The following is a 22393-nucleotide window of genomic DNA, read 5'->3' on the forward strand; positions in this document are numbered from 1 at the left end:
TTGAAAAAAAGGGGGATTGCGATGACACAGCATCCTGTTTTACAAATAAAAAGTATTGATAAAGTGATTGATGGGCGACAGATATTGAAAGACATTGATTTCACAGTCAACAAGGGGGAAATCGTTGGTCTGCTTGGTCCCAATGGTTCAGGAAAAACAACGCTTATCAAACTGTTAACCGGTTTAATCAAAAAGAGCAGTGGAGACATTTTGATCAATGGTTTTTCGATTGACCGTCAGTTTGAAAAAGCGATCCAAGCTGTGGGTGCCATTGTAGAGAATCCAGAATTTTATTTGTATCTTACAGGCTATGAAAACCTTAATCTATATGCGAAAATGTATGCGAAAATCAGCCAAGATAGGTTAAATGAGGTGATCGGACGGGTCGGTCTTGAACAAGTGATTCATCATAAAGTGAAAACCTATTCACTGGGGATGAGACAACGTCTAGGCATAGCTCAGGCGATTCTTCAGCGTCCAAAACTGTTGATTTTGGATGAACCAACAAATGGTTTGGATCCTGCCGGAATGAAAGATTTTCGTGAACATTTGCGGGAACTAGCTGAACAAGAAGAAACGGCGATTGTTTTCGCGACACATTTATTAAAGGAAGTCGAAGACTTATGCGATAGGGTGATCATCATCCAGCATGGCAAGGTAAAATCAGCCGTCAGCTTGACAGAAAATCAGCACCAAGAAAAAACGCTTCTTGAAGTGGAACCTTGTGATCAAGCACTTAAGTGGCTAAAAGAAAATGGCTATAACGTTAAGGTTGAAAGAAATCTGTTAGCTGTTCAAGTAACCAGAGCGGACATCCCTCGTTTGAATAAACAACTTGTCACGGCGGGTCTTGATGTTTTTTCAATTGCGCAATGTAAACTGTCTCTTGAAGATGAATATATGGCTTTAACAAATGTTAGGGAAGGGAGGGGTTCTGATGTACAAATTAATTCAAAATGAACATTATAAACTACTGAAGCGGAAAGTCACTTTAGTGTCGCTCGCATCTCTTGTCATTTTACAATTTTCGCTCGCTTTGGTTATAAAACAAATCATAGTCGGAGCAGGTGTGGAAGATCATTTTATCGGTTATTTTTCATTTACAACTCACTTACATATTCTCTTACAGGGATTTTCGATTGTAGTCGCGGCTTCAATTATTTCCTTTGAATATGATAAAAAGACGATCAAGTTTTTGCTGATCCGCCCTGTCAGAAGGGAAAGGATTTTATTTGCCAAATTGATGACAAGTATAATGGTAAGTATGTGGCTATTTTTGCTTTATTACGGACTTGCTTTATTATTTGGTTTATTCTTTTTTGGAACAAAGCTTGATTCAAAAGCCGAGTCCTTATTTTCTAACACGTTAAAGTTAATCGGTACACAATGGCTTGAAGTCTTTCTTATGATCACCTTTGCCTTTTTATGTTCAGCTTTGTTTAGGAGCAGTACACTTAGTATGATGGTATCGATTATTGTGCTGTATAGTGCAAAAGTTCTTGTTTCAATCACAGCCTATCTAGAAGAGCCTTGGGGAAGATGGCTGTTGTTTGCCAACACCGATTTTAGACAATATGCTGAACATACAAAACCGCTTTTTCCAGGAATGACCCCTTTATTTTCTCTTTTTATCATTTTGATTCATTTTGCTTGCTTTATTGGTCTCGCTTGGTGGAGTTTCTGTAAAAGAGATATTAAACTTTAAGGCGTATTTCAGTTCATATTGAATCCAATATGTTGCAGATCCACTTTTTGAAAACTATAATACTTATTAAATCAATCGGAATTGTATGGGGGATGCCTAGTGAACTCTATATTTGTAAAAACCGTGAAACAACAGGAGTGGCTTGAGAAAATTGGAGAATTAGCCGATGAATTCGAAAAGTCGGCAGCTTATTATGACGAACACGCTTTATTTCCGAAAGAGCATATTCAAAGGTTGCGTCATTCAGGTTATACCGCATTAACTGTTGCCAAGGAACAGGGCGGTGAAGGTATCAAGCTTTATGACATGCTGTTATTACAAGAAAGACTTGCAAAAGGAGATGGGCCGACCGCACTGAGCATCGGCTGGCACTTGAGTGTGATGGGCGAATTGGCTGAAGGAAACAGCTGGGATTCCAATGTGTTCAACCTCGTTTCTGAAAAAGTATTAAAGGGAGCGCTTATCAACCGGGCCGCTAGTGAAGCACAGACAGGCAGTCCGACAAGAGGCGGCCGTCCTGGAACATCTGCTGTCAAGACAGAAGACGGTTGGGTTGTAAATGGCAGAAAAACATTTACAACGATGTCACCGGTTCTTGATTACTTTCTCGTAACGGCTTGGATTGATGAAAAACAATCAATCGGCGTTTTTTTGATCCACAAAGATACCGATGGAGTCATGATTGAGGAAACATGGGATATGATGGCAATGAGAGGGACAGGGAGTCATGATCTTATCATGACAAACGTCCGCCTTGATTTCTCTATGCTAGTTGAGCTTCAAACGAAAAAAAGAACAGATAAAATAAACGGTTGGCTTTTGCATATCCCGGCTGTCTACCTTGGGATCGCCCAAGCAGCCAGAGATTATGCTGTTCAATTTGCAAAAGAATATCAACCTAATAGTCTGAAAGTGCCAATTAAAGATGTACAAGCTGTTCAACGTCAAATTGGGGAAATTGACCTAGAGCTTATGAAAGCTCGTCACTTTTTGTATCATGTCGCAGAACTTTATGATGATTCGAAGCGACGCAAGCAAATAAAGGGAGAGTTGGGTGCTGTTAAACATACAGTGACAAATTCAGCTATATATGTTGTCGATAAAGCGATGAGGGTCGTTGGAGCGAAAAGTCTGGCAAGAACGAATCCTTTGCAACGGTATTATCGCGATGTTCGGGCTGGCCTCCATAACCCGCCAATGGATGATGCAACGATTTCAAAGTTAGCGGGAATGGCATTTAATCAAACATAATGTGCTGCCGGAAAGAAGCCGGGTTTTCTGCCGGTTTCTTTCATTATCATTATGATGATGAATCGGTTTTTTTAAGAAATTTGTATTCTCTTTCAAGCTCGCTCAAAGGTAGTTCATAAAGGTGGCGTTCTGACTTTTTATATAAACCGAGTTGAATTAATTGCTTGATCAAGTGATTTTTTCTCGCTTCGACCGCTTTTCGTAATTGAGGGGCCAAATACATTCACCTCGCAAATATTGTTATTCTAATTGAGAATCGTTATTATACAAAAGAACTTGAGGGAATGTAAAGGAAGAAGCATTACTAAAAAAACCGGCAAGGTCTTCCTTTGTGACCTTTACCGGAATTTGAAACGATTTTAACGTTGATCTCGTCTATCATATATTGGATGAATAAGGGGAGCATTAGTCAATATGTTCAGATAAAAACTCGCTGACCTCTTCTGGTGTTTTCGCATTTGCACTATGAAGATGTCCGATTTTTTTACCTTCTTTGAAAATTAAAAGGCTGGGAATACCCATCACTTGGTATTTTTCAGCAAGCTCTGGCAGGTCATCTTTATTTAGTTCATACCACTCATATGCTTGATAAGTCTGAAGGATATCGCCGATGAACATATTCATCCGGGTGCAGTCAGGGCACCAGTCGGCGTAAAATTTTATGATCGTTTCTTGATCACCTTTTATGATGTCATCGAATTGTGCTTTTGTTGTGATTTTTTTCAATTAGCATCCTCTCCTTTTTCATGCCATTTTAATATAAAATGAAAAGGAATGACATTTAAATGCTTATTCCTTTTCCTAAAATATTAGATCATTTTCCATGGAAAATGATAAGATAGTAAAGATGAATCCAGTAGGGGGAGTACGAAGTGAAGACAAGATTAGGATTGGTGTACGGCGGAAAATCAGCAGAGCATAATGTTTCCCTGCAAACCGCATTAGCCGTCATTAAAGCATTAGATACCGAAAAATTTGATATACACCCGATTTACATTACAGAAAAAGGTGAATGGCTGAAAGGACCGCAGCTATCAGAACCTGTATCAAATGTCAAAATGCTTCAATTTGAACAGACAGGAAAGACTTTTTCTCCGGCTATTTTAAACCGTGATATGTTTCCAGGATTGTCTAATGAAGAGCCAATTGATGTTGTATTTCCGTTATTACACGGACCAAATGGTGAAGATGGTACAATTCAAGGCATGCTTGAACTGTTAAATATTCCTTATGTGGGAAATGGTGTTTTAGCTTCTTCAGCAGGAATGGATAAAGTCATCATGAAACAACTGTTTGCCCAAGTAGGACTTGATCAGGTAAAATATTTATTCTTTGTGAAAAAAAATTGGAAAGCTTCAAAAGAAGCAAGCTTTCTCCAAGTAGAAGCAGAACTCGGTTACCCTTGTTTTGTTAAGCCGGCAAACCTTGGTTCAAGTGTTGGGATCAGCAAATGTCGGAACCGTGAAGAGCTTGATCAAGCTTTTGAATTGGCTTTCCAATATGACCGGAAGATTGTTGTTGAAGAAGGTGTCATCGGTCGAGAAATAGAGATCGGCGTCTTGGGAAATGATGAACCAATGTGTTCTGTCGTTGGGGAAATTGCTCCGAAAAAAGATTTTTATGATTACAAAGCAAAATATGAAGATGGTGACACAGACTTGCTTATTCCAGCTTCGATATCAGAAGATGAATACGAAACAATTCGTGATATGGCCATAAAGGCTTTTCAAGCAATTGACGGTTCTGGTCTTGTTAGAGCAGACTTTTTCTTAACAAGTGAAGGGAAAGTATTCATTAACGAAGTTAACACAATGCCCGGATTTACCCCGTTCAGTATGTTTCCTCTTTTGTGGAAGCAGTCCGGAATTGAATACTCCGATCTAATCGAAAGACTTGTCACTTTAGCGATAGAGCGACATGAGGAAAAACAGCAGATTAAACATACATTTTAATCCCAGTTAGGTCTAGAGACCGTGAAAGACACTATCTCTTTTTTGGGATAGTGTCTTTTTTCATTGCTGGAGAAAGAGAGGATCAAATATGATCAAGAGAACGGTTGAAGAAATTGCCAGTATGGCGGAAGGAATCCTTCTGGATGACACATTTAGCGGCTGTATGGTAAAAGGTGTTTCAACGGATTCAAGAAGATTGGCGAAAGAGCAGTTGTTTATTCCACTAACTGGTGAGCGTTTCAATGGACATGCTTTTGTAAAACAAGCTTTTCAAGAAGGTGTAGCAGCAGTATTGTGGAACCGAGATGAACCGAATCCTCCTCAAGGGCATGCGGTGATTGTTGTTGATGATACACTTAAAGCTCTGCAAAGACTTGCGAAAGCCTATCGTGAGCAACTGCAAATCAAAGTAATTGGTGTGACGGGTTCGAATGGAAAAACAACCACAAAAGACATGATTCATGCTGTTCTGCAAACCGTTTATCGGGTTCATAAGACCGAGGGGAACTATAATAATCATATCGGTTTGCCCCTTACTCTTCTTGCCATGCCTGAAGACACAGACATTGCTGTTTTGGAAATGGGAATGAGTGCGAAAGGTGAGATTGAATTTCTCAGTCGCCTTGCCCGTCCGGATGCTGCAGTGATCACTAATATTGGAGAATCACATCTTCAGGATCTAGGTTCAAGAGAAGGGATTGCAGAAGCAAAGTTGGAAATTGTAAGCGGCCTTTCGAAAGATGGTACACTCATTTATATTGGGGATGAACCGCTTCTGTCAAAAAATCTTGTCAATCCCCCATACAAAACGAAAACATTTGGAGAAGATCCAGCTTTTGATTATCAATTGGAAAAGATGAAGCAGACAGACCAAGGCACTGCTTTTGATGTCAAGGGGATAGACAACCATTTCTATATTCCTGTATTAGGAAAACATAATGTGAAAAATGCTTTGGCGGCAATTGCTGTTGGTGATCTTTTTGGGATTACCGATGATAAACTTGAAGAAGGTCTTAAAAACATAAAAGTAACGGGGATGAGACTGGAACTTATGAAAACTTCAAGCGGTCTGGCGATCATTAATGATGCTTATAACGCGAGCCCAACATCAATGAAAGCGGCTATTGAGCTTGTCGAGCAGCTGACTGGATACGGTAAGAAAATCGTTGTCCTTGGTGATATGCTCGAACTAGGAGAACAGGAACGAACCTTTCATGAAGGTATTGGAAAGGCGATAAATCAAGATGCGATCGATCTTGTTTTCACATATGGAGAGCTGAGTGAATACATTGCAAAGGGAGCTCTGCAAACATTCCCCGAAAACCGCGTATTCCACTTCCGCCGTGAACAGAAAGAGAACCTGAAACAGCTGTTAAGCGAAAAAGCGGAAGCCGGGGATTTAATCCTTGTTAAAGCATCAAGAGGAATGAAACTTGAGGATGTTATAAAAGAAATATAAAAAAATGAATCATTCAGTCGGTTTTTTATATGATAAAAAGTAAAAGAAAACGGGTGAAAGGTCATGATAGGATGTTTGTGCATTCATGGTTTTACCGGAGCACCGTATGAATTAGAACCGCTAGCTTGTCATTTAAAACAAATAGAGGATTGGCGAGTTGAGATGATCACACTGCCGGGACACGGAGATATACCGATACTTAAAGGCGTTTTATTTCAAGAGTGGGTTGCTTGTGCTGAAGTTGAACTTGTCCGTCTTCTGAAAACATGTAATACTGTATTTTTAATCGGATTTTCTATGGGAGGAATGATTGCTGCCTATTTGGCGGGGAAATACCCGGTTAAGCGGCTTGTGCTATTAAGTGCAGCCGCCCAATATATTAGCCCTGGGCAGCTCCTTAATGATCTGAAGCAAGTGCTAAGAGATTCTTTCCGTGGAAAAATCAAGAGTAACCAGCTTTATCAAAGATATAAACGAAAGTTGACAAGCACACCGATTTCTTCTACGGTTGAATTTTTAAGACTGGTCAAAGCCACTAAACCTTCTTTAAGACATCTGCACATTCCAGTACTCATCGTTCAAGGTGAGTGTGATTCAATTGTCCCGTTATCAAGTGCTTATTATTTGTATGAAACCATTCCTTCACATGAAAAACAGCTTTGTCTTTTACCGGGTTCAAAACATCATGTCTGTCTTGAGGAAAAGCCCGACTATCTTTTTCAAACTGTGGAAACATTTCTGAAGAAAGAGATGGGACAAAAAAATAATAATTAAGTTGTATTTGGAAAAAATAAAAGTATAAGATACACCAGCTACTGGAAAAAATAAAAGAGTACTGTCGAAGAATATAAAGCGTGTGTTACAATATCAAAAAGGTTCGGGCTCTTTAAAGGGTGACTTGTTTCTCTTTACATAAGTCCATCATGCCCTTTGGCCCACGAAGCTCGTCTTATTGAAAAACATATAACAGAATGGTAATATAACATGTAAAGTAATTCGGGCTTTGTATAACTATGAACCTGTCCTTTATATAAAGGGCAGTTTTTATTGATGAAACACGACATTACTGAAACAGTAAGCAGAAGGAGTTTGAATACATTGACTATAACGTTTCAAGATTTTCAATTAAGTTCTGATCTCACAAAAGCGATTAAGCGTATGGGATTCGAAGAGGCAACACCAATTCAAGCGCAAACAATTCCGCTCGGTCTAGCAAATAAAGATGTGATCGGACAAGCGCAAACGGGAACAGGAAAAACGGCTGCGTTCGGTATTCCCCTTGTTGAGAAAATCAACCCCGAATCTCCTAACATTCAAGCCATTGTTATTGCACCTACTCGTGAATTAGCCATTCAAGTTTCTGAAGAGCTATATAAAATTGGACAGGATAAACGTGCCAAGGTGCTTCCGATTTATGGTGGGCAGGATATTGGACGCCAAATTCGTGCTTTAAAGAAAAATCCGCACATTATTGTTGGTACACCAGGTCGTTTGATTGACCATATTAACCGCCGTACAATGCGTCTCCAAACGGTCAATACCGTTGTCCTGGATGAGGCGGATGAAATGCTGAACATGGGCTTCATCGAAGATATTGAATCCATTCTTTCAAATGTACCGGCTGAGCATCAAACTTTACTATTTTCGGCGACGATGCCTGCTCCAATTAAACGAATTGCAGAAAGATTTATGAGCAATCCAGAGCACGTCAAAGTAAAAGCAAAAGAAATGACGGTTTCTAATATTCAACAATTTTACTTAGAAGTCCAAGAACGGAAAAAATTTGATACATTAACACGTCTGCTTGACATCCAATCACCTGAGCTTGCGATCGTATTTGGACGTACGAAACGCCGTGTTGATGAGCTGACTGAAGCACTCAACTTACGCGGGTATACAGCAGAAGGAATTCATGGAGATTTAACACAGGCAAAACGGATGGTAGCTCTTCGTAAATTCAAACAAGGTGCCATTGAAGTATTGGTAGCGACAGATGTTGCTGCTCGCGGTCTGGATATTTCTGGTGTTACTCATGTCTATAATTTTGATGTACCACAGGATCCTGAAAGCTATGTTCACCGAATCGGCCGAACAGGACGTGCTGGTAAAACAGGAATGGCTATGACATTTATCACCCCGCGTGAAAAAGATATGCTTCGTGCAATTGAGCAAACAACAAAACGCAAAATGGATCGAATGAAAGAGCCTACACTTGATGAAGCAATCGAAGGACAACAGCAAGTAACAATTGACCGGATTCGGACCATTATTTCTGAAAATAACTTGAATTTCTACATGACTGCTGCAGCTGAACTTTTAGAGGAGCATGACTCTGTCACTGTTGTGGCGGCTGCGATTAAAATGATGACGAAAGAGCCTGATGATACACCTGTTCGCTTAACAGAAGAAGCGCCGCTCAGATCAAAACGCAACAAAAATCATCCTCGTTCATCCAAGCGCAGAGATGGTAGGGATGGCGGTGGATATAGAGGTAAAGGGAAGAAACCGTACGATAAAAAGCGTTCTTCAAATGATAGACGCCAGAAAAAATCTTATTAATGACAAAGGGATTAATCTCCCCTAAAATGAAGCCAGTGGAGCTAGGTAAGTTGTGTCTCTTCACTGGCTTTCCTATTGTTTCGTTTTTTCAGAAACTTTTTAGGAATACATTCGTAAATAGTGGTAGATTGGGGGAAGTAATATTGAGAAATGAACCAAAATATCAGATCAGCCATGATGGACTCAAAGTATGGAAAATCAGTGCTGCCATCACATCGTTTGTTTTACTATTAGTAGCTTCCGGTTTGTTGACATTGGTCTTAATCTTTAAATGGCCTTTGTGGATTGGGATATTAGCGATTGTGATTTGGTTGTTACTTTCGTTCTTTATTATTTTTATTATTCCTAATATTCGCCATAAAATTTGGCGGTATGAAGTACATGAACATGAGATAGACATCCAACATGGGATTTTTTGGGTGACGCGTGTCATTATACCGATGGTCAGAGTTCAGCATGTTGATACAGCACAGGGACCGCTGCTCAGAAGGTACCAACTCGCATCTGTGCAAATTTCAACAGCTGCCACAACCCACTCCATTCCCGCGCTTAATGTGGAAGAAGCAGATCGGCTTAGAGACTTTATATCTCGGTTGGCAAGGGTGACTGAAAATGATGTCTGAACCGAAGCGGTTACACCCGGCAGCCATGATTCTCAATTTCTTTAAAGGGTTAATTGAAACGGTAAAGAATTTTATTGTTCCATTTGGTGTTGCCTTTTTTTTGAATCAAAACAAACTGGTAACGATCATAGCTATTATAGTAGTCGCAGTCGTTTTCATTTCCTTGATCATCATCAGTATTTTAAGATGGAGAAAGTTTACCTATCGAATTGAAGAGGATGAATTGCGGATCGAAGAAGGTCTGATCACGAGGAAAAAAAAGTATATACCAATTGAACGGATTCAAACCATCAATACAAGTGCAGGAATTATTCAGCAGCTGTTTAAGCTTGTTAAACTTCAGGTTGAAACAGCTGGCGGCGGAAAAGAAGCGGAAGTCTCTTTGGCTGCCATCACACAAATTGAAGCTGATCAGCTTCAAAAGATGCTTTTGGAAAAAAAGAAAGAAATCGCCGAAACTGATTTAAATAACGAAATTGTGGTTCAAAAAGAAGTTGTGGAAAAAACAGAAGAACCTCCACAAAACATGGTCTATAAGATGAACGGATCTGAGCTTTTAATTGCAGCATCAACTTCAAGTGGAATTGGAATGGTGATTTCTGGTGTTTTCGCTATTTATACGCAAGTAGACGAATATGTCAAACTTGACTGGCTGTTTGATCAGTTTTCCTTTTTGGACAGCGCTGGAGTCGCTGTCATTGCCTTGCTTATTTTTCTAGTCCTTTTTGTTGCTTGGCTATTTAGTATTGTAGGAATGTTGTTGAAATATGCCAACTTCTCGGTCGTACGGAAAAAGAATGAACTGGTCATTTCCAGAGGATTGATTGAAAAACATCAAACCACTTTACCTTTAAAAAGAATCCAAGCGATTAAAATAAAAGAGGGTTTGATCAGACAGCCGTTCGGTTATGCATCTATTACGATTGTTAGTGCTGGCGGAAGTGCAATGGAGCAAGACAAATCAACGGTTTTGTTTCCGATCATTAAGAAGAAAGAAGTCCAAAAGCGGCTTCATGAAATGCTGCCTGATTATGCACCTGAAGAAGGGCTCAACCATCTGCCAAAACGTGCCTTACGCCGTTATTTGTTGCGCGCATCATGGCCTGTTGCGGCTGTCATCCCTTTGTCTATATTCTTTCCGCCATGGGGATATTTTTCAGTTTTACTGCTCCCGTTTTTTTGGCTTCTTGGCTATTTAGCATTTAAAGATGCAGGATGGAAAATCAGTCATAAAAAATTTCTCATTTGCTCCCGTTTTCTTGGTAAGACAACGGTTGTCATGCAGAAGCGACGAATGCAAGTCTATAAGATAAGCCGTTCTTATTTTCAACGTCGCAAAAAACTTGTTTCAATTCATACGACCATTAAATCTTCGATGCTAATGGAAAGTTTTTCTGTGAAAGATGCAGAAGAGAAAGATTCAGAAACGATTTTTCAATGGTATTCATATCAAAAAAAAGCGAACGGTTAAAAGCCGTCGCTTTTTTTGTTTAACAATAGAGGGGCGAATGCAAGTCCACCGAAAAGACCAAAAATATGTGCAATTATATTAACCTGCTGATTGATCAATGTCATCAATAATGAAATAGCAAGAATGGTTAAAAGAATTTGCGAGTTGGTCCTGTCGATCAGATCTTTTCGAAAAAGAACCATGTATACATATACACCGAATAAGCCAAAGATCGCTCCAGATGATCCGACATGCATATATTCCAAAGGCATAGTCAAATACGTACCGATATTCCCCACCAATCCTGAGCCGATATAAATCAACAAAAAACGTACTTTGCCCAGCATTCGCTCCAGCGCTGGGGCAAATAAAAAAAGTGAAAATGAGTTGAAAAGCAGGTGCGAAAAACTTGCATGAATGAAAATGGGTGTGAGGAATCGCCACCATTCTCCTTTGGTGATTCCTAAATTAAATCCGGTCATTAAATTAGACCACATCTGTACAGAAGGAAACGGTAGCAAAAAAAGAGTCCATATGGCAATCTGGAGGGCCAATATGGCGGCTGTCACCGGATAGAATTTAATAAATGTCTGTGGATTTTCGGTTCTAATAAACATACTTTAGCCCCTTTGCAATGATCTTGTACATATTATCATACATTTATGTGAAACCATTGATAAATAGTACAAACATGAATGTTGGCAGCATGTCTGCATATTGTTTTACCCACCCACATATATTGGGTAGTGCAATAAGGGAGACAAGTCGTTGCAGGCTTTTATGGTACGCGTGCCGATATCGTCGGCCCCTTTCTAATAGCGTACCGTTAAAGTCGAACAAGCGGTTTCTTCCTTTTTACATCAATGATTAAAAAGGGGTTGAAAAAGGTGAGAAAAAGCTTTGTTTTGCTTTTAACGGGGCTGCTTGTTGTCTTTATGCTTTCTGCCTGCGGCCAAAAATCGCAAGAAGATATTGTCACGGGGCTCGACAAGAAGGCAAAAGAATACACGTCCTATAAGGCAAAAGCAAAAATGACGATTGAAACTGGAACTGAACCGCAGGTGTATAATGTGGAAATATGGCATAAAAAACCGTCTTTCTACCGAGTCTATTTAGAAAACCCGAAAAAGGATCAAAGTCAGGTGATTTTGCGGAATGAAAATGGTGTGTTTGTTCTGACACCGTCTTTAAATAAAAGTTTCCGTTTTCATAGTGATTGGCCTAACAACAGCAGCCAAGTATACTTATTTGAATCACTTGTAAAGGATATTAAAAATGATGGTGAAGCTAACTTTTCAACAAAGGATTCAAAGTATTTGTTTGAAACGAAAACGAACTATCAGCATAATCAAATGTTACCGACACAAGAAATTGTATTTAACAAGAAAAACCTGACCCCTTCATCAGTGAAAGTGATGGATACGGATCGAAAAGCGATGGTCACAGTAGAATTCAAAAGTTTTGAATTTGATAAACCTTTAGATAAAAGCTCGTTTGATGAAAAGAAAAATATGACACTATCGCAAATCGATGTGACGACAAGTGCTGAACCGTCAGAATCCTTTGCGGTGAAAACGCCTCTTGACCTTCCGCAAGGTGTGAAGAAGCTAGAAGAGAAGGAAATGACAACAGATGACGGCAAAAGGATTGTCATCACATATGGCGGCGAAAAAACATTTACATTAATTCAGGAAAAAGCTCGAGTCGCCAAAACATCAGCTTCTGTTTCCATGAGTGGTGAGCCGGTTAACCTCGGATTCACAGTCGGTGTTCTTCAAGAAAAATCACTGTCTTGGACATACGATGGAGTTGACTATCTCCTCTCTTCAGAAGATCTTTCACAAAATGAACTTCTAATGGTTGCCAAAAGTATGCAAGGTCAGTCATCCAAGTAAATATGGCCATTCAGGTGGGGCTGTCCAATCGTCGAAAAATCGACTGATTGGACGCCCTTTTTCACGTTAAGTCATTCGTGGAAATTTCACTGCGATTTGCATTTTTACTAGTTCCCTCTTGATCACTTCGTTTATTGAGGAGTTTACTAGAAAATGATGTTATTAGATTTCGGAATTCGTAAACTGATTGATTTGTTTTGGAATTCCCTATATATATTTTGGCAAAATCAAAAAAATATTCTTCAATCCGACCGCTACTAGACTTTCGCTTCAAAAACCATTTTTACTTTTTTATAATCCGGTGTATGTTTTGAACCATTTCTTCGTAAAATGTGTTTTAAATCGATCTGTACAAAATTTCTTTTTAACAACATTTTTAGTATGATAAAAAGGATGATTTGAAACAATTGAATAGGAAGTGTCAGCATGAGATTAAAACCATTTTACAGAAAAACTTGGGCAGAAATCGATTTGACAGCTTTAAAAGACAATGTGCGTCATATGAAACAGCATATTGGCGAGGATGTTCACCTGATGGCAGTTGTGAAAGCAAATGCTTATGGACATGGAGATGCTCAAGTCGCTAAGGCGGCATTGGCAGAAGGAGCGTCCATTCTTGCTGTAGCTTTCTTAGATGAAGCAATCTCATTAAGAGGACAAGGGATTAAAGCACCGATCCTTGTGCTTGGTGCAGTCCCACCTGAATACGCCCATATTGCAGCCGAATATCGGATTACGGTTACGGCTTATTCAGTGGGCTGGGTAAAAGAATCACTTGGTTTCCTTAGTGATGACGAGACCGCTCTTGATGTCCATCTCAAAATCGATACCGGCATGGGACGGATCGGATGTCGAACAGAAGAAGAAATAAAAGAGATTATGGAGTTGGCCAAAGCGAGTGGTAAAATAAACTGCAGAGGCGTGTTCACCCATTTTGCGACAGCAGATGAAAAGGAGACGGACTATTTCCGTATGCAACTTGAACGGTTTAAAAAACTGATTAAACCTCTCCCGCTTGACCGTTTGATGGTCCATTCATCAAATAGTGCTGCAGGATTGCGGTTCAAGGAACAGCTTTTTAATGCGGTCCGTTTCGGGATCGGTATGTACGGTTTGTCTCCTTCACCAGAAATAAAAGACGAGCTCCCATTTCCATTACAGGAAGTGTTTTCACTGCAAACTGAACTTGCTCATGTCAAAAAAATTGAAAAAGGTGAAAGTGTCAGTTATGGAGCTACATATACGGCAGAGCATGATCAATGGATTGGAACTGTACCTGTCGGGTATGCGGATGGATGGATGCGCAAGCTTGCCGGTAGTGAAGTGCTGATTGACGGCAAACGGCAAAAAATGGCCGGGCGAATTTGCATGGATCAGTTTATGATTGCTCTTGATCAAGAGTATCCTGTTGGCACAAAAGTCACTTTGATTGGAAAACAAAAAGACGAATCGATCTCAGTCGACGAAATAGCAGAAAGACTGCAAACGATTAATTACGAAATTACGTGTATGATAAGTTCTCGTGTCCCCCGTATGTTTTTAGAAAATGAGCGTATAATTGGAGTAAGGAATCCGATTTTACCAAATGATAAAGAATGAGTAGAAAAACAGCTTTGCTTACGAAAAGAATAATGATATGATTAACATGGAATGAATAAAGTAGTATTCGTAAGTTTGGTGGAGGTGTATGTTTTTGTCTGAATCCAGCGCTACAACTGAAATAATGATTCGGTTGCCAGAAGCATTAATATCTGAACTTGATGGTGTTGTCATGCAAGATAACGGAAGTAGGAATGAGCTGATTTATCAAGCTACAAAAATGTACTTGCGCGAACGCAAAAATCGACAAATACGGGAATCGATGAGACGCGGCTATATGGAGATGGCCAAAATCAATTTAAACATCTCTTCTGAGGCGCAATTTGCAGAATTTGAGGCTGAAAACACCGTAGAGCGCTTAGTAAGCGGAGGATAATCATTTGATTGTGAAACGCGGCGATGTTTATTTTGCTGATCTATCTCCTGTTGTTGGCTCAGAACAAGGCGGGGTGCGCCCGGTTTTAGTGATTCAAAACAACATCGGCAATCGCTTCAGCCCAACTGCTATTGTTGCAGCCATAACAGCCCAAATACAGAAAGCAAAATTACCTACCCACGTCGAAATTGATGCGAAACGCTATGGTTTTGAAAGAGATTCCGTTATATTGCTGGAACAGATTCGAACGATCGATAAGCAAAGACTAACGGACAAAATCACTCATCTTGATGATGAGATGATGGAAAAGGTTGATGAAGCCTTACAAATTAGTTTGGCACTTATTGATTTTTAATAAGGGAAAAGAAGTTGCTCACAGAGGAAAGAGCAACTTTTTTTGTGTTCCAAAAAACCCCACGATATAATGGTGATATTGAAGAAAAATTTTATTGTTTTCGTCATAGGGGGGATCAATGTGTCGAATGATGTGATTTTAAACTATATCATGGAACACCAAGATGAACTAGCTGAACATTGGGCAGACATTTTAAAAAACCTGGATAATAGGGAATCTTTAAACGATCAGATATATCAAATGATGAGCCGGGATTATCTTGAGCTTTTAATGAATGATTCAAAAATTGAAACTGAAAAAGCGGCCGCTATTGGCAAATTTTCTTCAAAATCGGTCCAAATCGGTGTTTCCTTTAAACTTTTGTCATCTAGTTTATCGGCATTTTGGAAACATCTTTATCATGAAATAGACAACCATACTGAAGATGATCGGTGCAGCGATTTGATTTGGCAAATTGATCAGTTTATTGATCCGATTAACAGCGAGATCCTTCATCAATATGCTGTTTCTTGGGAAAAAACCGTTGCATTGCAAAAAGTTGCTTTACAAGAGCTTTCAGCACCACTCATTCCGGTTTTTGAAAACATATCGGTCATGCCACTTGTCGGGACAATTGATACTGAACGTGCCAAAAAAATGATGGAGAACCTCCTCAACGGAGTAGTGAAACATCGTTCTGAAGTGGTCTTAATCGATATCACAGGTGTACCTGTTGTCGATACAATGGTTGCTCATCACATTATTCAAGCTTCTGAAGCTGTTAGACTTGTTGGCGCAAAATGTCTGCTTGTCGGCATTCGGCCCGAAATTGCACAAACCATTGTCAATCTAGGCATTGATTTAACACAAGTGGTGACAAAAAATACGTTGCAAAGAGGAATTGAAACCGCATTAGAAATGACAAATAGAAAAATTGTTTCGTTGGGGGAATAGTGGTGAGGACACCTAAAGTTCCAATTTTGAAACTTGGTCATTACCTGCTCGTATCTATCCAAGTAGAACTTGATGACCAAACAGCGCTCCAATTTCAAGAAGATTTGCTCAATAAGATCTATGAAACAGGTTCGAGCGGAGTGGTCATCGATCTGACATCAGTAGATATCATCGATTCTTTTATTGCTAAAGTGTTAAGCGATGTGATGACAATGTCAAAACTGCTCGGGGCTAAAATGGTCCTGACAGGTATACAACCATCTGTTGCGGTGACATTAATTGAACTCGGTGTTTCATTAGCAGACATGTCAACAGCAATTGATCTTGAAAAAGGGCTTGAGACATTGCAGCGTGAATTGGGGGAATAGTCATGAAAGACCGGTCCTGTGTAAAGATTTTGACAGAATGGGATATTGTAGCTGCCAGACAACTTGGGCGAAACATTGCCAAAGAACTTGGATTTGGTACAGTAGATCAAGCAAGAATTACGACAGCTATTTCTGAACTGGCCCGAAATATTTACCTATATGCTGGAGAAGGTCAAATATGCATTGAAGAGGTCCAAGAAAAAGCGAAAAAGGGGCTGAATATCATTGCAGAGGATCATGGCCCGGGTATAGCCGACATCCGCAAAGTGATGGAAGATGGCTTTTCAACATCGGGTGGATTAGGGGCCGGTCTTCCAGGAGTAAAGCGTTTAATGGACCAATTTGAATTACATTCAGATGCAGAAAATGGAACGAAGATCAAGGCCGTAAAGTGGCTTTAGTAGGAGGGAACGAATGGAGTTCAAGGAAATGATCACGCAACGTTATCAACAACTACTTAGCCGTTATTTATCTGAATTAACTGAGACATCTTTATATCAAGGACAAAAATTCAGCAGAAAAACAATTGAGCAGCAAGTGCCGCCAGAAGAGATCATCAGTATCCATCGAAAGGTTTTGTCTGAGTTGTATCCAGATTTGCCAATTCAAGTGTTCCACTCGCTTGATTTTTTAATTGAAGTGATGATTGGGTATGGTCTTGCTTATCAAGAACATCAAACATTAAGAGGCATTCAGCAGGAAATCAAATCAGAAATTGAGATTGCTGCAAATGTCCAGCAAACACTGCTTGAGACAACAATACCGAAGGATAAAACGCTCGACATTGGGGCTATAAGTGTCCCGGCAAAGCAAATGAGCGGTGACTACTATCATTTTGTTCGTGATCAGGACTCGATCAATATTGCTATTGCTGATGTGATTGGAAAAGGGATTCCAGCGGCTTTATGTATGTCAATGATCAAATATGCGATGGATTCTTTACCGGACTCTGGCGCACATCCTTCAAAGGTACTGAGAAGCCTAAATCGAGTAGTGGAACAAAATGTTGATGCAAATATGTTTATTACGATGTTTTATGGAAATTATCATCTGCAACATCACCTATTCAAGTTTGCCTCTGCCGGTCATGAACCAGGCTTTTATTACTGCTCTAGCGAACGTAAATTCTACGATTTACTGGCGAAAGGTCTCGTTCTCGGGATTTCATCTGATTATGACTATAAACAATACGAACAAAAGCTACATGTTGGTGATATGATTATTCTTTTTTCTGATGGTGTGACCGAAAGTAGAAAAGATAGCGGGTTTTTGGAACGGTCAGACTTAAAAAAATTAATTGCCTTACATATGTCAGAACCAGCACAACAAATGGTTGAAAACATCTATGAAAGTTTGCTCAAACTGCAAGACTTTAAGCTCCATGATGATTTTACCCTTATTATTTTGAAAAGAAAGGTTTAGAGCTTTTTTTTGAGGGGTATTGAAACAATAGCTAGAATGGAAACCTGAGGTGATACTGTTGAACTTGAAAATCGGTACAAAAGAATATGATCATGTAGTAAAAATGAAAGTAGCAGGAGAAATAGATGTGCAATCCGCTCCGTTATTGCGCGATTCTTTAATGGAATTTGCGGAGGAGGGAAAGTGTCTAGAGGTTTGTCTTGAGGACGTTTCATATATGGACAGTACAGGATTAGGTGTGTTTGTAGGGATTTATAAAACGGTAAACAAAACAGGAGGGTCTTTAGTGCTTAGGAATCTGTCTGACCGTTTACTCCGATTATTTGATATCACAGGTTTAAAAAATATCATCGATATTTTTGGAAAGTCTGAGGGTGAATTATCATGAAGCGAATAGCTGATCACATTGAAATGAAGTCACCTGCTAAACCCGAATATGTAGGAATTATTCGTTTGACACTATCTGGAATAGCAAGTAAAATGGGGTATTCTTACGATGATATTGAAGACTTGAAAATTTCTGTCAGTGAGGCCTGTACAAATGCTGTGCAGCATGCTTATCGAGCAGACAAAAATGGCGAATTTTCCGTGAAATTTGGTATGTTTGAAGATCGTCTAGAAATCACTGTCACTGATCAGGGTCAAAGTTTTGATATTGAAAAAGAACAGAAGAACATCGGTCCATACTCCTCAAAGTATACGGCAGATCAATTAACAGAAGGAGGGCTCGGGTTATATTTAATTGAAACGCTTATGGATGAAGTCAACGTACAAATTGACCCAGGTGTAACTGTATCAATGATTAAGTTCTTAAACAGGGAGCGAGTTGATGATGACACAACCGTCCAAAAATATAAAGCTTACTAAAGATGACGTAGCCCGGCTCATTAAAGAATACCAGAACGACCAGAATGAAAACGCCCAACTGACTCTCGTCCAGCATTATACGAATTTAGTGGAAAAGTTAGCAAATAAATATTCTAAAGGAAAGAACTTCCATGAAGATTTACAACAGGTCGGAATGCTTGGTTTACTCGGTGCGTTGAAACGCTATGATCCTGAGATGGGGAAATCATTCGAAGCCTTTGCCATTCCAACGATTATTGGGGAAATCAAGCGGTTTCTCCGCGACAAAACATGGAGTGTACATGTCCCGAGAAGAATTAAGGAATTAGGACCGAAGATCAAATCGGCGGTTGATCATTTAACCGCAAAAACACAACGATCCCCACGGGTCGATGAAATTGCTGAATTCTTAAATGTAACTGAAGAAGATGTACTAGAAACAATGGAAATGGTAAAAAGCTATCATGCTTTATCTGTCGATCACAGCATTGAAGCAGACACAGATGGGAGTACAGTCACGATCCTTGATATGGTTGGCACCCAAGAACAAGGTTATGAAAAAGTAAATCAAAAGCTGATGCTTGACAGTGTGTTAGATGTCCTGTCAGACCGTGAAAGACAAATACTCGATCTGACTTATATTCAAAACAAAAGTCAAAAAGAAGCCGGCGAACTACTAGGAATATCACAAATGCATGTATCAAGACTTCAGCGCAAAGCTGTAAAACGATTGAGGGAAGCATTAGCGGAAGATCCTTTTATGGAGTTGAAATCATGATCTGGACCGAAGCAAACCGGTATATCCGTGCTCTCGTTTATCAAATACCTAAAGAAGGGAAAAGGATATGCGGAGACAGTTTTTATTTTCATACAACTAATAATGGTATGATATGTAGTGTAGCTGATGGACTTGGGAGCGGTGATCTGGCTCACGAATCTTCTTCAACAATAAGCCAAATGATCGAAAAGTACCGTGATGATGATATCCAAAACTTAATGGAACGCTGTAACCAAGCTATGAAACATAAACGGGGTGCGACCGTAGCTATTTTAAAAGCGGATTTTAAAACAAAGACATTAACCTACACTTCTGTTGGAAATATTCGCTTTATTTTATATCATCCTTCAGATCAATTCTTTTCTCCAATTCCGACCAAAGGATATTTATCAGGAAAACCGCATACTACTAAAAAAACATTCACCTATTCTTATCAACAGGGATCAAAGTTCATGATCTATTCAGATGGACTGTCGGTTCCTGCTCTTCGACATGAACTGAAACATCATTCTCCAGAGACGATTTCACAGAAACTAGAAATGTACACTACACATGGTAATGACGATTTAACCTATATCATTGGGCAGTTTTGTTAAACTGTTCAGTTTGGTATAGGTTTTTGGTACACTTAAGAAAGAACATCTATATGGAGGCTATCATGGATAATTTGGCATTGATCGTCAAGCAAATTGCTAAGGAAACCGGACTGACATCCAAACATGTCGAAAATGTAATTCAGTTGTTAGAAGGCGGAAATACCGTACCGTTTATTGCGAGATATCGTAAAGAACAAACAGGTTCGATGGATGAAGTGCAAATTCAAACAATTTCTGAAAGATGGGGATACATTCAGCATTTGAATCAGCGAAAAGACGAAGTGATTCGCTTAATTGCGGAGCAAGATAAGCTGACAGACGACTTAAAGCTGAAAATTGAAAAAGCGGAAAAACTGCAAGAAATTGAAGACTTATACCGTCCATATAAGCAAAAAAGAAAAACGAAAGCAACAATTGCTAAAAGCAAAGGGCTTGAGCCATTGGCTGACTATATCATCACACTTCCGCAAAACAGGGAAATCTTTGCTGAAGCCCAACAATACATAAATGAAGAAAAAGAAGTTTTCAGTGCTGAAGAAGCACTTGAAGGTGCAAAACATATTCTTGCTGAACGAATCTCTGATGAACCGGAATTTAGAAGATGGATTCGACAGGAAACGTTTAAAAAAGGAACGTTAAAATCGGTAGTCAAAAATATTGAAGCGGATGACAAGAAATTATATGAGATGTATTACGAATATGAAGAACCCATTCTAAAAATTGTCCCTCACCGTGTACTTGCTGTCAATCGTGGTGAAAAAGACGAGATTTTAAAAGTGTCTGTTGAACCGCCTGTGGAACATATTCTCGGTTATTTAGAGAAGCAGATATTAAAACATAAACAAACAACAGCAAAAGACGTTTTGATCAGCGTGATCGAAGATAGCTTTAAACGTCTGATCCAGCCATCGATTGAACGGGAGATTAGAAAAGAGCTGACAGAAAAAGCGGAAGATCAGGCCATTCACATTTTTGCCGAAAATTTACGCAAGCTGTTGCTTCAGCCGCCGATGAAAGGAAAGCTTGTTCTAGGTGTGGATCCAGCATTTCGAACGGGCTGTAAACTGGCAGTTGTTGATGAAACTGGAAAAGTGCTGAAAATTGATGTGATTTATCCACACCCGCCAGTCAATAAGAAACATGCGGCAAGTGAAAAAGTGCAAAATATCATTGAAAAATTCGGTATTGAAGTGATTGCGATCGGAAACGGAACCGCTTCGAGAGAAACGGAACAATTTATTGCCGAATTATTAAAAAAAATTGATCGGCAAGTCTACTATTTAATTGTTAATGAGGCTGGGGCAAGTGTCTATTCTGCTTCAGAGCTGGCAAGGGAAGAGTTTCCCGAGTTACAGGTTGAAGAACGAAGTGCAGTGTCGATTGCGCGGCGCCTTCAAGATCCGTTAGCCGAACTTGTCAAAATCGATCCTAAATCAGTTGGTGTCGGTCAATATCAGCACGATGTCAGCCAAAAAAAATTAAACGACTCTCTGCGATTTGTAGTTGAAATGGTCGTCAACCAAGTCGGTGTCAATGTAAATACAGCCTCAGCTGCACTATTACAATATGTAGCAGGACTATCCAAAGCAGTCGCTACTAACATCGTGAACAAGCGCGAAGAAATTGGGAAATTCACAACTAGGAAAGAACTAAAAAATATCCCGCGGTTAGGTGCAAAAACATATGAACAATGCATCGGGTTTTTACGAGTGCCAGATGGTGACGAAGCGCTTGATAGAACAGGAATCCATCCGGAAAGCTATAAAGAAACAAGAGAGCTCTTAAAGAATCTTGGTCTTTCAACAGATCAAATTGGTTCGTCCGAACTAAAAACAAAAATTAAAGAACTGAATCATACTGAAACCGCTGAACAACTCGGAATAGGCGAAATCACACTAAAGGACATTTGCGGACAGCTAACAAGACCTGAACGTGATCCAAGGGATGAAGTGCCAAAACCCCTCTTGAAAACCGATGTGCTTCAATTGGAAGATTTAAAAGAAGGCATGGAGCTGCAGGGCACTGTACGAAATGTAGTTGATTTTGGTGCATTTGTGGATATTGGAGTCAAGCAAGATGGGCTGGTTCATATTTCTAAACTCAGTCATACCTTTGTCAAACATCCACTTGATGTTGTATCAGTCGGCGATATTGTAACAGTTTGGGTGGAGCATGTAGATACGGCTAAAGGAAGGGTTGCTTTATCAATGATGAAAGAAAAATAGC

At 39.6% G+C, this 22393-nt stretch carries 25 protein-coding genes; 22 read left to right on the forward strand and 3 right to left on the reverse strand.

Annotated features, from left to right (window positions below; translation table 11 throughout):
• The first annotated feature begins 21 nt into the window (after positions 1 to 21).
• From HOO54_RS04840 to HOO54_RS04850, 3 genes are all read left to right on the forward strand, one after another.
• Positions 22 to 960 carry an ABC transporter ATP-binding protein gene (locus HOO54_RS04840; protein ID WP_172293076.1) on the forward strand — a complete coding sequence of 313 codons (939 nt, stop codon included), beginning with the start codon at positions 22 to 24 and terminating at the stop codon, positions 958 to 960.
• Positions 938 to 1705: an ABC transporter permease gene (locus HOO54_RS04845; RefSeq protein WP_172293078.1), complete on the forward strand. Its 768-nt coding sequence runs from the start codon at positions 938 to 940 to the stop codon at positions 1703 to 1705. Before HOO54_RS04840 ends, HOO54_RS04845 begins: the two co-directional genes overlap by 23 nt.
• Before the next feature lie 99 nt (positions 1706 to 1804).
• Positions 1805 to 2956, forward strand: a complete 1152-nt coding sequence (locus HOO54_RS04850; RefSeq protein ID WP_172293080.1) for an acyl-CoA dehydrogenase family protein — start codon at positions 1805 to 1807, stop codon at positions 2954 to 2956.
• A gap of 49 nt (positions 2957 to 3005) precedes the next feature.
• Here the strand turns inward: HOO54_RS04850 and HOO54_RS04855 are convergent, their stop codons facing one another.
• Both HOO54_RS04855 and HOO54_RS04860 read right to left on the reverse strand, forming a co-directional pair.
• Complete coding sequence (locus HOO54_RS04855; RefSeq protein WP_172293082.1) at positions 3006 to 3179, reverse strand: Fur-regulated basic protein FbpA; 174 nt, start codon at positions 3177 to 3179, stop codon at positions 3006 to 3008.
• Positions 3180 to 3361: 182 nt separating this feature from the next.
• Positions 3362 to 3682: a thioredoxin family protein gene (locus HOO54_RS04860; RefSeq protein ID WP_172293084.1), complete on the reverse strand. Its 321-nt coding sequence runs from the start codon at positions 3680 to 3682 to the stop codon at positions 3362 to 3364.
• Positions 3683 to 3828: 146 nt separating this feature from the next.
• Between HOO54_RS04860 and HOO54_RS04865 the strand changes: the two genes are divergently transcribed.
• The 6 genes from HOO54_RS04865 (at position 3829) to HOO54_RS04890 (ending at position 11020) form a co-directional block, all read left to right on the forward strand.
• Positions 3829 to 4908: a D-alanine--D-alanine ligase gene (locus HOO54_RS04865; protein WP_172293086.1), complete on the forward strand. Its 1080-nt coding sequence runs from the start codon at positions 3829 to 3831 to the stop codon at positions 4906 to 4908.
• A gap of 88 nt (positions 4909 to 4996) precedes the next feature.
• Complete coding sequence (locus HOO54_RS04870; RefSeq protein ID WP_172293088.1) at positions 4997 to 6367, forward strand: UDP-N-acetylmuramoyl-tripeptide--D-alanyl-D-alanine ligase; 1371 nt, start codon at positions 4997 to 4999, stop codon at positions 6365 to 6367.
• A 63-nt stretch (positions 6368 to 6430) separates the two neighbouring features.
• On the forward strand, positions 6431 to 7141 hold the full coding sequence (locus HOO54_RS04875) for an alpha/beta hydrolase (protein WP_172293090.1): 711 nt from the start codon (positions 6431 to 6433) through the stop codon (positions 7139 to 7141).
• A gap of 324 nt (positions 7142 to 7465) precedes the next feature.
• The gene (gene cshA, locus HOO54_RS04880) at positions 7466 to 8926 is read left to right on the forward strand and encodes a degradosome RNA helicase CshA (RefSeq protein WP_172293092.1); all 1461 of its coding nucleotides are present in this window, start codon (positions 7466 to 7468) and stop codon (positions 8924 to 8926) included.
• Positions 8927 to 9069: 143 nt separating this feature from the next.
• On the forward strand, positions 9070 to 9549 hold the full coding sequence (locus HOO54_RS04885) for a PH domain-containing protein (protein ID WP_172293093.1): 480 nt from the start codon (positions 9070 to 9072) through the stop codon (positions 9547 to 9549).
• Entirely contained in the window at positions 9539 to 11020 is a 1482-nt protein-coding gene (locus HOO54_RS04890) for a PH domain-containing protein (protein ID WP_172293095.1), read from the forward strand. Before HOO54_RS04885 ends, HOO54_RS04890 begins: the two co-directional genes overlap by 11 nt.
• Here the strand turns inward: HOO54_RS04890 and HOO54_RS04895 are convergent.
• Positions 11017 to 11616 carry a rhomboid family intramembrane serine protease gene (locus HOO54_RS04895; RefSeq protein ID WP_172293097.1) on the reverse strand — a complete coding sequence of 200 codons (600 nt, stop codon included), beginning with the start codon at positions 11614 to 11616 and terminating at the stop codon, positions 11017 to 11019. The genes HOO54_RS04890 and HOO54_RS04895 overlap by 4 nt on opposite strands.
• A 261-nt stretch (positions 11617 to 11877) precedes the next feature.
• Here HOO54_RS04895 and HOO54_RS04900 point away from each other — a divergent pair, with 261 nt between their 5' ends.
• From HOO54_RS04900 to HOO54_RS04960, 13 genes are all read left to right on the forward strand, one after another.
• Positions 11878 to 12894 (forward strand): LolA family protein, encoded by a 1017-nt coding sequence (locus HOO54_RS04900; protein WP_172293099.1) that lies wholly within the window; start codon positions 11878 to 11880, stop codon positions 12892 to 12894.
• Between the two features lie 426 nt (positions 12895 to 13320).
• Complete coding sequence (gene alr / locus HOO54_RS04905; RefSeq protein ID WP_172291972.1) at positions 13321 to 14493, forward strand: alanine racemase; 1173 nt, start codon at positions 13321 to 13323, stop codon at positions 14491 to 14493.
• 94 nt (positions 14494 to 14587) lie between these two features.
• Positions 14588 to 14869 (forward strand): CopG family ribbon-helix-helix protein, encoded by a 282-nt coding sequence (locus HOO54_RS04910; RefSeq protein WP_172291970.1) that lies wholly within the window; start codon positions 14588 to 14590, stop codon positions 14867 to 14869.
• Positions 14870 to 14873: 4 nt separating this feature from the next.
• The gene (ndoA, locus tag HOO54_RS04915) at positions 14874 to 15224 is read left to right on the forward strand and encodes a type II toxin-antitoxin system endoribonuclease NdoA (protein ID WP_172291968.1); all 351 of its coding nucleotides are present in this window, start codon (positions 14874 to 14876) and stop codon (positions 15222 to 15224) included.
• Positions 15225 to 15344: 120 nt separating this feature from the next.
• Complete coding sequence (locus HOO54_RS04920) at positions 15345 to 16157, forward strand: STAS domain-containing protein (RefSeq protein ID WP_309244850.1); 813 nt, start codon at positions 15345 to 15347, stop codon at positions 16155 to 16157.
• A gap of 2 nt (positions 16158 to 16159) precedes the next feature.
• Complete coding sequence (locus HOO54_RS04925) at positions 16160 to 16525, forward strand: STAS domain-containing protein (protein ID WP_172291966.1); 366 nt, start codon at positions 16160 to 16162, stop codon at positions 16523 to 16525.
• Positions 16526 to 16527: 2 nt separating this feature from the next.
• Positions 16528 to 16926 (forward strand): anti-sigma regulatory factor, encoded by a 399-nt coding sequence (locus HOO54_RS04930; protein WP_172291964.1) that lies wholly within the window; start codon positions 16528 to 16530, stop codon positions 16924 to 16926.
• A 13-nt stretch (positions 16927 to 16939) separates the two neighbouring features.
• Positions 16940 to 17947, forward strand: coding sequence for a PP2C family protein-serine/threonine phosphatase (locus HOO54_RS04935; protein WP_172291962.1), 1008 nt, complete (start codon positions 16940 to 16942; stop codon positions 17945 to 17947).
• A 58-nt stretch (positions 17948 to 18005) separates the two neighbouring features.
• Positions 18006 to 18335, forward strand: coding sequence for an anti-sigma factor antagonist (locus tag HOO54_RS04940; RefSeq protein WP_172291960.1), 330 nt, complete (start codon positions 18006 to 18008; stop codon positions 18333 to 18335).
• The gene (rsbW, locus tag HOO54_RS04945; RefSeq protein WP_172291958.1) at positions 18332 to 18814 is read left to right on the forward strand and encodes an anti-sigma B factor RsbW; all 483 of its coding nucleotides are present in this window, start codon (positions 18332 to 18334) and stop codon (positions 18812 to 18814) included. Before HOO54_RS04940 ends, rsbW begins: the two co-directional genes overlap by 4 nt.
• Positions 18780 to 19571, forward strand: coding sequence for an RNA polymerase sigma factor SigB (gene sigB, locus HOO54_RS04950; protein WP_172291986.1), 792 nt, complete (start codon positions 18780 to 18782; stop codon positions 19569 to 19571). The genes rsbW and sigB overlap by 35 nt, the downstream gene beginning before the upstream one ends.
• Entirely contained in the window at positions 19568 to 20167 is a 600-nt protein-coding gene (locus HOO54_RS04955; RefSeq protein ID WP_172291956.1) for a PP2C family serine/threonine-protein phosphatase, read from the forward strand. The genes sigB and HOO54_RS04955 overlap by 4 nt, the downstream gene beginning before the upstream one ends.
• A gap of 62 nt (positions 20168 to 20229) precedes the next feature.
• Positions 20230 to 22392 carry a Tex family protein gene (locus HOO54_RS04960; RefSeq protein WP_172291954.1) on the forward strand — a complete coding sequence of 721 codons (2163 nt, stop codon included), beginning with the start codon at positions 20230 to 20232 and terminating at the stop codon, positions 22390 to 22392.
• Position 22393 lies beyond the last annotated feature (1 nt).

Source organism: Bacillus sp. WMMC1349 (genome assembly GCF_013155385.1).
Lineage (GTDB): Bacteria > Bacillota > Bacilli > Bacillales > Bacillaceae > Bacillus.